Annotated in this window: 13 protein-coding genes; 5 read left to right on the forward strand and 8 right to left on the reverse strand. The window is 36.8% G+C overall.

Annotated elements, in window-relative coordinates:
- The first annotated feature begins 6 nt into the window (after positions 1-6).
- Complete coding sequence (locus LC040_06945) at positions 7-1,536, forward strand: acyl-CoA carboxylase subunit beta (GenBank protein WLR53221.1); 1,530 nt, start codon at positions 7-9, stop codon at positions 1,534-1,536.
- Between the two features lie 554 nt (positions 1,537-2,090).
- Entirely contained in the window at positions 2,091-2,225 is a 135-nt protein-coding gene (locus tag LC040_06950; GenBank protein WLR52622.1) for a hypothetical protein, read from the forward strand.
- Between the two features lie 38 nt (positions 2,226-2,263).
- Here LC040_06950 and rlmD read toward each other — a convergent pair whose 3' ends face one another.
- On the reverse strand, positions 2,264-3,643 hold the full coding sequence (rlmD, locus tag LC040_06955; GenBank protein WLR52623.1) for a 23S rRNA (uracil(1939)-C(5))-methyltransferase RlmD: 1,380 nt from the start codon (positions 3,641-3,643) through the stop codon (positions 2,264-2,266).
- 241 nt (positions 3,644-3,884) lie between these two features.
- On the opposite strand from rlmD, the gene LC040_06960 reads away from it, so the two are divergent.
- Positions 3,885-4,829: a YndJ family transporter gene (locus LC040_06960; GenBank protein WLR52624.1), complete on the forward strand. Its 945-nt coding sequence runs from the start codon at positions 3,885-3,887 to the stop codon at positions 4,827-4,829.
- A 72-nt stretch (positions 4,830-4,901) separates the two neighbouring features.
- Here the strand turns inward: LC040_06960 and LC040_06965 are convergent, their stop codons facing one another.
- From LC040_06965 to LC040_06985, 5 genes are all read right to left on the reverse strand, one after another.
- Positions 4,902-5,318 carry a DUF86 domain-containing protein gene (locus tag LC040_06965; protein WLR52625.1) on the reverse strand — a complete coding sequence of 139 codons (417 nt, stop codon included), beginning with the start codon at positions 5,316-5,318 and terminating at the stop codon, positions 4,902-4,904.
- A complete protein-coding gene (locus LC040_06970) occupies positions 5,308-5,715 on the reverse strand; it encodes a nucleotidyltransferase domain-containing protein (GenBank protein WLR52626.1) in 408 nt (135 codons plus the stop codon). Before LC040_06970 ends, LC040_06965 begins: the two co-directional genes overlap by 11 nt.
- A 21-nt stretch (positions 5,716-5,736) precedes the next feature.
- Positions 5,737-5,967 carry a PC4/YdbC family ssDNA-binding protein gene (locus LC040_06975; protein WLR52627.1) on the reverse strand — a complete coding sequence of 77 codons (231 nt, stop codon included), beginning with the start codon at positions 5,965-5,967 and terminating at the stop codon, positions 5,737-5,739.
- A 143-nt stretch (positions 5,968-6,110) separates the two neighbouring features.
- Entirely contained in the window at positions 6,111-7,103 is a 993-nt protein-coding gene (locus tag LC040_06980; GenBank protein ID WLR52628.1) for a phospholipase D family protein, read from the reverse strand.
- 170 nt (positions 7,104-7,273) lie between these two features.
- Positions 7,274-7,690 carry a VOC family protein gene (locus LC040_06985; GenBank protein ID WLR52629.1) on the reverse strand — a complete coding sequence of 139 codons (417 nt, stop codon included), beginning with the start codon at positions 7,688-7,690 and terminating at the stop codon, positions 7,274-7,276.
- 187 nt (positions 7,691-7,877) lie between these two features.
- Here LC040_06985 and LC040_06990 point away from each other — a divergent pair, with 187 nt between their 5' ends.
- Both LC040_06990 and LC040_06995 read left to right on the forward strand, forming a co-directional pair.
- Positions 7,878-8,504 (forward strand): YitT family protein, encoded by a 627-nt coding sequence (locus tag LC040_06990; GenBank protein WLR52630.1) that lies wholly within the window; start codon positions 7,878-7,880, stop codon positions 8,502-8,504.
- Between the two features lie 231 nt (positions 8,505-8,735).
- Positions 8,736-9,125, forward strand: coding sequence for a GtrA family protein (locus LC040_06995; GenBank protein ID WLR52631.1), 390 nt, complete (start codon positions 8,736-8,738; stop codon positions 9,123-9,125).
- Between the two features lie 53 nt (positions 9,126-9,178).
- Here LC040_06995 and LC040_07000 read toward each other — a convergent pair whose 3' ends face one another.
- Both LC040_07000 and LC040_07005 read right to left on the reverse strand, forming a co-directional pair.
- Positions 9,179-12,331, reverse strand: coding sequence for an AAA family ATPase (locus LC040_07000; protein ID WLR52632.1), 3,153 nt, complete (start codon positions 12,329-12,331; stop codon positions 9,179-9,181).
- A gap of 226 nt (positions 12,332-12,557) precedes the next feature.
- Entirely contained in the window at positions 12,558-13,952 is a 1,395-nt protein-coding gene (locus LC040_07005; protein WLR52633.1) for a TIGR00366 family protein, read from the reverse strand.
- Positions 13,953-13,966: the final 14 nt, after the last annotated feature.

Raw genomic sequence — 13,966 nt, forward strand, 5'->3', positions numbered from 1 at the left:
AAGAAAATGTCATTAGAACAACAATTGCAGGAGCGTATCGAGAAAATCGAAAAAGGCGGTTCAGCAAAATACCATGAAAAGAACGCAGAAAAAGGAAAAATGTTTGTACGGGAGCGCCTAGAAAAATTATTTGACGATGGTCTTAATATTGAAGATGCTTTCTTCGCCAACTGTATGTCAGATGGCTTACCTGCAGACGGTGTTGTAACAGGCATCGGAAAGGTTAACGGTCAAAAGGTTTGCGTAATGGCTAATGATTCAACTGTAAAAGCCGGCTCATGGGGTGCGCGTACAGTTGAAAAGATCATTCGTATTCAAGAAACAGCTGAAAAGCTTGAATTACCAATGCTATACTTAGTCGATTCCGCGGGAGCACGTATCACGGACCAAATTGAGATGTTTCCAGGTAGACGCGGTGCTGGCCGAATCTTCTATAACCAAGTAAAATTATCAGGAAGAGTACCTCAAATTTGTCTACTATTCGGTCCATCAGCAGCAGGAGGTGCCTATATTCCAGCTTTCTGTGATATCGTTGTCATGGTTGATGGAAATGCATCCATGTACCTTGGTTCTCCGCGTATGGCTGAAATGGTTATCGGAGAGAAGGTATCACTTGAAGAAATGGGCGGCGCAAAAATGCATTGCTCAATATCTGGGTGCGGTGATGTATTAGCAAAAGATGAGGACGAAGCTATTTCATTTGCTCGCAATTATTTATCTTATTTCCCTCAAAATTATCAATATGAAGCACCAAAAGCAGAACCGCTTCAACCAAAACAATTTGAGAAGTCGCTCTCTCAAATTATCCCAGAAAATCAAAATGCACCATTTAATATGCATGACTTAATCGAACGCCTTGTTGATGAAGATTCTTTCTGCGAAATTAAGAAACTTTTCGCTGCAGAACTTATCACAGGCTTAGCAAGAATAGATGGAAAGCCAGTTGGAATCATCGCCAACCAGCCGCGTATGAAAGGTGGCGTCTTATTCCACGATTCAGCTGATAAAGCTGCAAAATTTATAAATCTATGTGATGCATTCAATATTCCGCTATTGTTCCTTGCTGATATTCCAGGTTTCATGATCGGCACAAGAGTTGAGAAAGCCGGCATTATTCGCCACGGTGCAAAAATGATTTCGGCAATGAGCGAAGCAACTGTACCAAAAATTTCTGTCGTCGTTCGAAAAGCATACGGCGCAGGTCTATACGCAATGGCAGGCCCAGCATTTGAGCCAGATTGCTGCTTAGCATTACCATCAGCACAAATCGCCGTTATGGGCCCTGAAGCTGCCGTTAACGCTGTATATGCAAACAAAATCGCTGAGCTACCTGAAGAAGAACGTCAGCAATTCATCCAAGAAAAACGTGAAGAATACAAGCAAGATATCGACATTTACCGCTTAGCATCAGAACTAATCGTAGACGGCATTGTCGACCCAGACAAACTCCGCGATGAACTAATCACAAGATTCGATGCCTACATGAGCAAATACCAAGTCTTCACAGAACGCAAACACGGCGTATATCCGGTTTAAAGAATTAGATATAGTGGATAGAAACACAGGGGAATTCATTTTCTCTGTGTTTTTTTGTGAAACAGATCTGAGACGAAATGAGATAACGAAATAGCAGCAATCAATTTAGAAGAAATTTTAAGTTATTAATTGGGAAATAATAAGAGAAATAATTAATAAGAATTTAAAGAAGTGACAAATGTAATTCGTGACTGTAGATAAATTTTGAATGCTGCGAGTTAGATTGGTATTGTAGAGTTTATTTTTAATAAGGTTTCAGAAAGCATCATATAGAAAACATCTGATAATGCAAATTTGGACAAGTACGGGATCTTATTAATAAATTTCCTTTTATGTCTCATTATTATAAGTTTACTTATGATATGAGATAAGAAATTTCATATCATTTATAACTGTAGATAATATATATTATGTAAACTTCTTATTTTTCCCGAAAGATTGGGGTTTCTTCGCTCAAGTTGCCATAATAAACGTTATCATCAAGTTCTCCCCTCCATGTTGACGATAATCTCGGTCGGCTGCATCGGTATAGCAGCCATAAGCAAGAAGTGAAAATGTTTGACTATGTGGATAATAAGGAAGACATGTTAAAGCGGATGTTTGAAAACGATTATACGGTTATAAAAGCACTTGGCTACACATTACCTGAAGATAAGAATAAAGACGAACAAATGAAATTAACCCATTAAAAAGAGAACTTCCCCCTTCAGAAAAGTTCTCTACAATCTTATTCTTTAATCAATAAAGCAACGCATTCAACATGTATCGTATTCGGGAATAAATCAACTGGTTGAACCATTTTTAATGTATAACCAAATGGCTCTAGTTCCTTGATATCTGTTGCAAAAGTGTATGGATTACATGAAACATAAACAATACGTTCTGGATTCGAGCGACCGATTCTTCTCATTACTTTACCACCAGCCCCAGAGCGCGGCGGGTCAAGTAACAATAAGTCTGGATTGCCAAAGCTCTCTAATACCTGGTCAATTCCTTTCCTTGCATCTTTCGCTAGAAAATAGGTGTTTGAAATATCATTATCTTCTGCATTACGTTTAGCAGATTCGATTGAACTCTCAACTATTTCGATTCCAGCAAGCTTTCCAACTCGACTGGCAAATGGCAGCGAAAAGGTACCAACACCACAAAAGAGATCAATCATGTATTCTGTTTCCTTTGGCTCTCCAATTTCGAGTGCAAGCTCTACTAACTTTTCAGCCTGAGTTGGATTCGTTTGGAAGAAGGTATCAAACCACAGACGGAAACGATAGCCAGCCATTTCATCATAAATAAAATCACGTCCAGCAAGGATATGGCTTTCTTCTGATTGCGCACGGTCTGCCCAATCGGTATTTTCTAACCACATCAAGCTTTTCACTTGTGGGAACTTTTCAGTGATTCTTTTGATTAAATCATCTGTTGCTACTTTAAGATTTCCGAAAGGAGCTTCTGTAGCAAACAATGCTAACATGATTTCCCCCGTAGCAAATGATTGTCTAACCATCAAATGACGAAGTAATCCTTCATGAAGATCCTTATTATACCCTCTTAATTCATGCTGTTTTGCCCATTCTGCTACTTCCATTGTCGCTTCAACCATTTCTTTACCAGCAATTAAACATGTTTCCAAAGGAATAACCTTACGCCAATTCCCTTGCTCATGCAAACCAAGTTCACCATCTGGCGAGAAGGTAAACTCCATTTTGTTGCGATAATGCCATGGATTATCCATGCCGATTGTATGGCGAACAAGGCTTGTTTTAAAGCCTTCAGAAGCAACTGCCTCTTTTACATGTTCTGTCTTTTGTTTTAGCTGGCCTTCATAACTCCAATGCTGCCAAACACACCCGCCGCATTTCTCAAAATGAGGACATTCAGGAACGACTCTTTCTGGGTGTTCATCTAGGATTTCGTCCGGCAACGCCTTTCTTCTTTTACGTTCCGGTTGGTCAACTGTTACACGCACCGTTTCTCCAGGAAGTGTTTGAGGAATGATAAGTTTTAACTTCTTTAAATTCCCTTCCTTATTTTCACGCCATACAGCCGCCAAACCCGATCCTTTTTTATCTAATTTCTCTATTTTTGCATCAAACGTTTTTTCTGTCATTCTTTTCCCTCATTTATCTTTTTTCTTTTTCCAATCAAATCATATTATTCCAAATATATTAACTTATTTTTATGAGAATTAAATAACATAACTAAAAAATCATATCAATTATTTGTTCTATTGTAAAATCAGTTCTCATTAATGAAGTGTTGGATATTAATTTTATATTAAATATTCGGCATAGTTGCTATAATAAAGCAAGATATGTGACTCAGCTTATAAACTTGAAAGGATAAAGTGAATGATGAAATACTCATTGTTATCGGTCATAATTGGCGGGGTGATTAGCTTTGAAACTTTTAAAAGTGATTATTTCCAATTCAGTTTGATCGATAAGTTTTTAACGTTTGCATTCTTTGTAGTTGTTCCACTCGTTATTAAATTATTGGACAAAAACGTACAATCAAGCATTCAACAAAAATTTCTACAATACATAACAATTTTGCAATTTCCAGCTGCTCTACTTTCATTAGGTTCCCTTATGAGTAATAAAACGTGGGAATTGAACAATCCAATGCTTTTCGGACTTCTTTCTCTCGGGTGGTTGCTTTTAACGTTTTTACTCGCTTTATATGGGGTGCTCCTTATTTTGGAGAAAAAGAAAAACGTGGAGGAAATCGCAATCGGTGCGGGGCTCATCTATTTCTTCATTGGTGGTGTTTGGTATACCCTCTACCAATTCCAAGTGACTTTCTTGCATGTTGATCCTAAAATAAGCGCTTTAAGTTCTGTTCATTTTCATTACTCATCAGCAATCGTTCCTATTTTCATCGGTATGCTCGGGCGCATTTGGGTTAAGAAAAGTTGGTATAATTGGCTAGTTGGGATTGATATTGCAGGACCAATATTGATTGCCTTTGGAATCATATTCTCAAAATGGATTGAAAATATGGGGGTCATCATTTTTGCTTGTAATATTACAATCTACAATACATATCTCCTCTTGAAAATGAGAAAGCATTTTGAGCAAAATGCTGGCAAACTATGCTTAACCCTTTCGTCGCTTGCCTTTTACTGTATTGTTGCGCTTTCAGCTTTTTATCCATTAGCAAGAAGGTTTTATTCCATAACAATCTTAGATATGATTCCGATATATGGGTCACTACATGCATTTGGATTTGTATTATTTGGGTTAATAGGATGGATAATCGTGATGTCTGGGAATTTAAGAAAACAAGCTGAATAATACTATTATTAATTTTAAAAAGCAGAACCTTCAATCCAAAAAGTTGGATTGAAGGTTCATTTTTTATATTACTTAATCTTTTTTAAGTATCTCCATCACTTCATTTACATACCCTTCAAAGTCTTGCAAGTGATTTTCAATAATACTTTGTAAAATAGTTAGGTTTATCTGTTGATAATCATGAACAGCAATATTACGAAACCCGACCATTGATTGAAGGTTATCTGCTATTGATTTAGAAATAATGTTTTCATTTAAAAGCATATTAAACGCATCCCTACTCACTTGAGGAATACCTATTTTCTTTACTCTAACAATATGCATGGCAAGGTCAATAGAAGCCTCGCAAGCTCGCTGCAAATTTAAAATAATCGAATCTTGCTTCGTATAATTTTTCAAATGTTCTGGATTATGGTCATATTCTTCCCGAATACGTTTTAAGCAACGCTCAATAATGCTAACTTTGTTTAACACTATATTACTGTCCATAAACATTCCCTCTCTCGATAATATCATCTATAATTGCTTGTCGCTCTTCATTAAGTCTCGCATATTTCTTCATAACGAGTACTTCAAATTCCGCCAGCTTCGTTTCATTGTCGCAATAGAGGACTTTCCCTGTAGAAATCACTTGAATTTGAAAAACAGTTGTTGTCTTGTTTAGATCAATCAAATCGACATCACGCTTTGTTATAGTAGCTAGTTCTTGAGCAAGCATAAACCGCTCATAATCTGATATTGATGTTTCACTTAAAAAAGCAAGGTCGATATCACTAGACTGATGTGTTTGGTCGGCTGCTTCTGAACCGAACAAATAAATAACAGCTGGTGAAAGCTTCTCTAACAAAAAATCGACAAGCATTTTCAGTTCTGAATTGGTAAGCAATGTACTTCCCTCGCTTTTCTATTAATCAAGTTCCATACCGTTCAAAATCTCGCGTAGCGCTAAAAGCTCCTCTTTTGTAAGTGTAAGTGTCACACCTTTTCCCATTTTCTCATGCTCTGGTGCCCAATCGCGCAGATCATACTTTGGTGTACGATCGTTCCAGCTAATCAAATTTAGTTCCTTCTTCCAGCCTTTTGCATTTTCAGACAAAGTTCCGATCTCATTCGTGATCTCATATTTAATGTTTGCCATATAGAACAGCTCCTTACTATTATTTTCATATTCAAATATGTATAAAACAACATTTTTCTATTTAGTAAAAATAATCCTAGTGGAGTTGTCTTTTAAGAGCCTTTTATCCTGTTCATTAAATATTCGAATTCATCTAATTACTCTCATATCCAGTTAACCAGTATGTTCTTTTTTCTAAGCCGTGATTTTTTTGCATGTAACGCCATCATGCATGCTTGATTGAAGTATTTCCAATGGTTCTCATCCAACATATTAACTTCTTCTATTGTAAATCTCACAAGCAGGCATGGAAAACTTCTAAATGTCCATTTTTCTAATGCAGCTCTTCTTTCCTTAGGTACAACCCCCTCCAAATTTCCTACCTCTTTTAAAGGGTAGATTAACTGAATGAACTGCTTTTTTGTATAGGGTAACAAAAATATTCGGTTATTTCTTATATTACAAGCGATGTCCGCACTCCTTTTTCCTATCGTATAGCGAAACGCACAATCATCTCTTGCTTGTGTAGGTATGTTTCTTTTGATCGTTTGATAAATCATTTTCATTTCTTTTGCTTCTTCATTACGTAATTGTTGTTTTTTAAAGACAATAACTAATGCTTGTTCTTCATCGATTAATTTTTCATGTTCGTTTTCTTCCACTTCTCCTTTTTGTCTAAAGGTTGTATGGCTTCTATTTGGTTTTATAATGTTTTTACTAGCTAATTCAAGATTATCTATTAATTCATTGGCCTGTTGTTTAATAGTTGTTTTATTTATTTCCTCCTCAATCTTTATAATAAGAGTTTCATCGATCGGTGTGCTATTAACCCATAAATCTGTTACATCTTGATAAATTTGTTCTATCCTCTCATTTAGAATAATTCCGCATTCCATGTTATGGTAAAGACCATTTGAAGTAAAATTAGCGGAAGTTAATACCGCCTTTTCTCGGCCAAATAAGTAAATTTTCGCATGGAGATTTGAATAGTAACGAATATCTACATGTTCTAATGATGAAAGATGTTTAATAACTGTCAAATCTGAAGCCCCAGAAACAAAATCCTTAAGATTCATCAGTACTAGTAATTTTATATCTTTTGATGGGTTCTCATCTATTTGTTGTATTAAAGGGTTTTTCGTGATATATGCTGTCACGATAACTATTTCAGATTGGCATTGGTGAAATAGATTTTTTAGCTCCTCACCAATATATTTCTCAGATTATTTATGATTACTAATCAATTTCATGAGTCACACTCCATCTAAAGTTTCTTTTGAAATAAAATAACCCTACACATATGCTGTATAGGATTATGTAACAAAAATTAGTTTTCCTCATAATTAAACTGCCAGTCTATTCCGAACTTGTCTGTAAGCTGCCCGTAGCATTTGCTCCAAAATGTTTCTTGAAGCTCCATGTGGACTGTGCCGCCTTCTTTCAGTCTTTCAAAGGTTGTTTTCAGTTCTTCGAGGTTTGAGCTGTTGATTGATAGACTAATATTATTACCCTGGGTGAACGCCATTCCTGGAAACACGTCAGAAAACATAAGCGTACTTCCAAATACATCAAGGCGTGTATGCATCACCAAATCTTTCGCGCTCTCTGGTAATGGATGGCTCGGGTCTGCTGGTGCTTCCTTAAACGTCATAATTTGCGGCTTCTCCGTTTCAAAAACTTGTGCGTAAAACTCTACTACTTCGCGAGTATTTCCATTGAAATTCAAGTAAACATTAATCGGCATGTTTCTCCCCCTATCATTTCATTCATACAACTTTTTAAATGTTTCTGCATCATTACGCCCTTTTCCTCTTTATAAAACCGGCCAATCTACATAAAATTCCGATTAGTTGAACTTTTTCCAAATGTATTGAATACAAGATATTTATCATGTTTACTTAATAAAGGAAACTAATATTTGGAGGATAGCAATGGAACTTACTAAAAAACTTCTAATCGTTATACTTGGACTTTTTATCACCTCAATCGGGCTTAAAATGCTTTCATTAAATTTCCTCACCTTTGGAGGTACGGCCGGGATTGCTTCTCTGCTTACAAATGTAACAAGCTTCTCATGGGGACTATGGTTTTTTATCGCAAACCTGCCTTTTTTCTTTATCTCCATACAGCAATTAGGAAAGTGGTTTACGTTCTCTAGTCTTCTTTCGATTACCTTCCTGTCAGTTATAAGTTCATGGCTGGATGAATGGTTTGTTTCATTTGACCTTCCTATTCTGCTTGTAGGAGCGGTTGCTGGAGTATTGATCGGAATTGGGGTAACATTCGTCTTAAATAATGGCTCCTCACTCGGAGGTATACATATATTAGGGCTTTATCTTGACAGAAGATTTGGTTTTAATCGAGGATTAGTCATTTTCATTTGTGACAGTATTATTATCTTATTTACACTTGCGATGGTCGGATGGCAGAAAGCTTTCGTCTCCATTCTTTGTATCTCGGTAGCTAGCACCATTATTGGACGCTATAAGAAATCCCCAATTAAAGAAGAAACACCAGCCCTTGAAGAAAACTTCTTACAAAACCACGTTCAGTCATAGCTTCACAATTAAAAGCAAACGAAAAGCATTAAGTCTCAGCTTCTTGTTTGCTTTTAATCTTTCTCAAGCTTCTTTTATCGATAACACAATAATCTCCTCCCTGATTTTTCTCAGTTTCAGCAAAAGGATGAACCTTATAAAAAGTTAAAAAATCTCAAACATAAGCCCTTTTCACATAAATTAATGATAGTATATAAGTTACGAAAGTAAATGTTCGAAAGGGTTTCTGATATGTTAAGGAATAAAACGTTCTTAAGTAAGTTTCTAAGATATAGTGTCGTTGGGATTGTATGTACATCCATCTATTTCTTATGTATGTTTCTTTGTGTTGAGATGCTCTATCTTAGACCTGTATTAGGGGCATCGATTTCTTTTATCATTATGACCATTTTCTCCTTTTTACTGAATAAAAAATACACCTTTGGCGGTAGGTATACCCATACGCAGTTTGTAAAGTTTACGACTGTGTCTTCTATAGGGTTTGTGATGAACACGGGTATTATTTATACGATTGTAGCGATCCTCTCTTTTCACTACATAATTGGTGAAATCGCAACAACATTGATTATTCCTTTTGTGAACTTTTTTCTCAATAACTATTGGACGTTTAATAGTAATTAAAGTTTCTCTAAAAAAGGTTACGGCAGTGGGACTGTCGTAACCTTTTTAATGCTTTAAAATTGTTTGTCTAGTTCAGCCTTTATCTCGCTGATCTTTTGTTTGAAGTCTTCAAAAATAGCTTTATTTTGATTGTTCATTTCCTTGCATTTTTCTTGCCAATACGCGGCTTTCTTTTTATTTTTTCGTACGGCCTTTCCTTCTCTGTAATAAATACTTAAATCGGACATCGCATCTTCAAATCCTCTTTCTGCCGCTTGTTCATACCACTTTACTGTTTCTTTCTCATTACCATTTTCAGCAAAGATTAAGCCGATGTTGAAAAGAGCAAATGGATGATCATTTTCTGATGCTTTGTGGAACCAATGCAATGCTTGTTCAACATTTCCTGCATCATAAAAGCTACAGGCTATATGAAATTGCGCTTCCACATGATTCTGCTCGGCAGCTTCTTCCATCAATTGTTGAATAATGGCCTCATCTTCACCTAGGTGGTCTGCAAGCAAAGCAAAGGCGTACTTCACTTCTGCTTTACCGAAATCAAATGGTTTTGAAACTGCACGTAATGGGAGTGTAATTGGAAAAGTTGTAAAGATTTGTTGTTCAATATTCAGCATATGGTTTTGATTATAATTTTCAGTGAGTAATTCCATAATCTGCTGGATGTAAGCCATTTCTTTTAAAAACAGCTGCTTTTGTGTTAGTTGAAGAACTTTCTCTTCATCGCCTGCATGCTTAAAGTATTCAATCAGTTGTTTCAGCTCTTTCATTGAAAGCTCTGGATCATTCATAGCGTCTACAAATACTGCATTAATATATGCCTTGGTAACATTACTTTCCTCTTTCTCGTAGCGGTAAATGGCTTCCATGTATCGTTTAATCCGCTTGCAATAGGCGCCACTTCCGTTCCATTGCTGGTGATGATCGAAACTTTTAACTTTATTGGCAGATTTGATATATTCCCACTTGTCTTTCAATTCTTTATCATTTCGAACGTAGCGGATGACATAATTGCTTAAACGTTCAATTTCATCATAGTCTTCTCCAGCTTCAAAGCAATGAAGCGCTTCTTCAAACAGCTCGACAGCTTTAAATTTCGGACCTGCAGCTGTGTAATCCCCATCTTGTTTTGCGATATAGGCTTCACAGATCGTAATTTCTTGTTTCACGTTACTATCGTTTTGAATGCGGTTAAAACATTCTAACGCTTGTTCATACATCTTTTTCTTTAATAATTGCTTCCCTGTTTGAAGCCAGTCTTCTGGTAAGGTTTTCTCAACTTGTTTCGCTTGTTTTGTCGCAAGTTTGTTCATCACACTTAGCTTTGAGGAAAGATTAGCTAATTTCCAAAAAGATGATGAATCTGTCCCATCATAGATAAAGCACTCTTTCATTCCACGCGTTACCGCTACATAGAAGAGACTCGCTTCATAGCGGATAAACCGTTGCATAATTTGGTTCTCTTTAATTTTGTATCGTTCATTATTGTGAATAATTCGGCTTAACTGGTTCCACATTTTTGCTTGTTCTGAGTCTTTTTCAAGCATCGACCACAACAAAACCCGGTTAAATTCAAGTCCTTTTGCTTGAAATACTGTAAAGATCAGTGGGCTGTAATTGTATAGGCTATGGAACGTTTTATGTAAATTTTTCCGAACTTCTTCGTCACGAACAAGAATCGCATCGTGTGGGCCGAATTGATGAAACTGTTCAATGATAGTTTCTTCTTTTAAGCTTTCAAACAAAACAGGCTCTTTGCCAGTGTTAAAGTACTCTATTTGTGAGGTTTTATATTTAAAGTCGGTATAATCGTGCTGTAAGTTATTAATTTCACTTGCTAAAGCCGCGATTGTTCCTGAATTCCGGAAGTTCTTTGATAACTGAACGATGTTTTTAACCGGAATGTTATATTGCTGGTAAAACATATTTTTAACATTTTCCCATCGAAAACCACTATGATGAACAACTTGGTGGTCATCACCTGCTAAAATAATTCTTGTGCAATCATCATTTGCCAGAGCTGCAACAAGCTGAAGGTGGAGCATTGTTAAATCTTGTACTTCATCACAAATCACCATATTATAATGCTCGATTTCGGACTGAAGCTTTTCGTTAAGAAGGTCTTGTTCATCGATATAGTAGCTCTTTTTCAACCAATCTTGATAAGGTTGAAAGATATTTTCATACATGTCACGACGCTTTTTTATAAAGTTAGGAGCCTCTAAGTGCCCTAACGCTTCATATTGCTGTTGTGAAAGTGTATACGAATCCTTTGCAAATATACCGCCTTTTAAAACCCCTCTTATTTCTTCCCAAACCATCAGGAAAGGAAATTGTTTTTCAAGCTGCTGACCTCTTGCAAACTTTTGATAGTAATTTTGAAAATGATCACGCGTCGATAGCACTTGAAATTCATCCTTTTGATCTTCTTTCAACAAGTCATGAAAGGTGCGGAAGGTTGTATTTCGGATCAACTGGTGCTCATCATCGAGCCCTTTTACTAAACTTAGAAACTGCTTCTTCGCTTCATCCCGTAATTCGTCACTATATGTAAGGTATAACTTGCTTACCGCTGGTTCTGATAACAGCTTATGAATAATGATCGTTGTTTTTCCGCTGCCTGCTGTTCCGCTCATTAAAATCGGAAGCGGTTGGTTTAACACATCACGCTGTTCTTTTGTTAACCTTAGTTTCAAATCCCAAAATTCGTCTGCATTGACTTCGTCCTTTTGCATAAAACGGATAATCGTTTCCTCGTCAATTTCATAGCTTTTGAGTTGGTCAAACTGATTGAAAAAGTGCTGCTGGTTCCAGATAGATTCCGTTTCCTTAACAAAATCCGTAAACGGTTGTTCGAGCTCCTTTTCATTTATATACTCTTCCATGCTAATTTGGTCATCTAGTACATATCGTGCTGTATGAATGACATCATCATGCTTAACAGATAGGTTGAAGATGAGAATAATTGTCTTATTTCTTTCATCAGACGGTTCTGGGTAAAGTGTAAATAACATTCGATTCCCACGGTCAACCCTCGCTTCAAAAACAGTTAACTTTTTATTAATTGAACGCAACTTTTTTACCCGTGTGCCATTTTTCCATCGGCCATTTCTCAGCGACTCAATTCGTTTATCGACTAGCTCCAATTCATTTGAATCTAAAGATTGTAATTCGGACTTTGCTTGCTCTGCAAAGCATACAGTAAACATACCCTTCCCCCTCTCCTTTTTATTAAGAGTTCTTTTTTCTAAGTCCATTATAGTACATTTAACCCAATAATAGGAATCACGAAAAAGAACTCCTTCAACTTGAAAGAGTCCATTTTCTACAACCTGTATTACAGAACTTTGGGTGAAATATTGTCATTCCTCTCCTATTATGTAATAAAAAACTGCCGCAAAAGCCTTAACAATAAGGCTTTTGCGGCAGTTGTTTTTAAGCACCAAAGATTAAAAAGACTGCTGAAATAATAACGCCAGTATAAAGAAGGGTAATCATGGTAAAACCCATAATGTCACGGATTTTTAAGCCGGCAATTGCAAGCAACGGGATTGCCCAGAATGGTTGAATCATATTTGTCCACGCATCTCCCCACGCGACAGCCATCACAATTTTGGCAGGGTCGACACCCATTTCGAGAGCTGTAGGTAAGAAGATCGGTGCTTGGATTGCCCATTGTCCTCCGCCTGAAGGAACAAACATATTTAGAAATCCGCTAGAGAAAAAGGTTAGAAGCGGCAGGGTGTCAGGTGTGGAAACGCTTGCAAAAAAGTTCGAAAGCCATAAAGCAAGACCAGATGCACTCATCATCCCCATTATTCCTGCATAGAACGGATATTGCAAAGCAAACTGACCAACACTTCCTGAAGCTTTCTTAAGACCATTTCCAAGTTCTTTTACATTTCCGTATAGAAGAAGTGCGAACGTTAAAAACAACAAATTGACTGTATTTAAATCAAGTGAAAAGCCATTGAAATAAAAGTGATTACCGAGATAAGCTAAACCAAATAATCCACCGATGATCGGTATTAAGCGGCTGCGGTCCATTTTATCATTGATATAATTCCGTTTCTTTTCTGCTTTGCTTTCTTCTAGTTCTTCATCTTTCAATAATTCCGGGTCAACAAGAAAGCGATCAGCTTTGTTTTTCGGCTGAATAAACTTCATTACAAACGGGAGTGTAAAGAAGATTAAACAAACGATCACAATGTTTAAAATTGAAAATAATGTTTCTGATGTTGGAAGTACGCCAACCATATCTTGAAAGTTATGACCTTCAGTTGCGACGAAAAGAGCTGGTGATGAGGAAATTCCACCTTCCCAAAGCAGGAATCCCGAATAACCGGCAGCAACGAGGATTCGATAGTCAACATCATGGACTTTTCGACCAACTAGCTTTGCCATTATCCCGGCTACAACGAGACCAAAAGCCCAGCTAATTAATGATGCGAATGCGGCGGTAAACGTAACAATAACAATTGCTGAATTGGCTGTTTTACAAAGGCCTGCAATTTTTTCGAGCCCCTTCGAAACAGGCTTTGTTAATGCAAGTGCATAGCTCATAATAAAGGTTGTTACAATTTGAGCAGTGAAGGTTAACAATCCCCAGAACCCTTCGCCCCAATGCATCATCATGTCATACGGTCCACTGTCTGTAACAAAAACACCGCCTAAGTACGTAATTACTGTTAATAAAACAGCGAAGATAAAGGCATCAGGCAACCATCTTTCAGCCACTTTCGCAAAAAACATTGCTAGTTTTGCTAACACATTATTTTGCTGTCGTTCAGTCATTTGCGTTTCTGTTCGCTCTACGTTTTGTGCCTCCATTCAATCACACTCCT

Origin of the sequence: Bacillus tianshenii (assembly GCA_020524525.2) — a bacterium.
GTDB lineage: Bacteria > Bacillota > Bacilli > Bacillales > Bacillaceae_N > Bacillus_AV.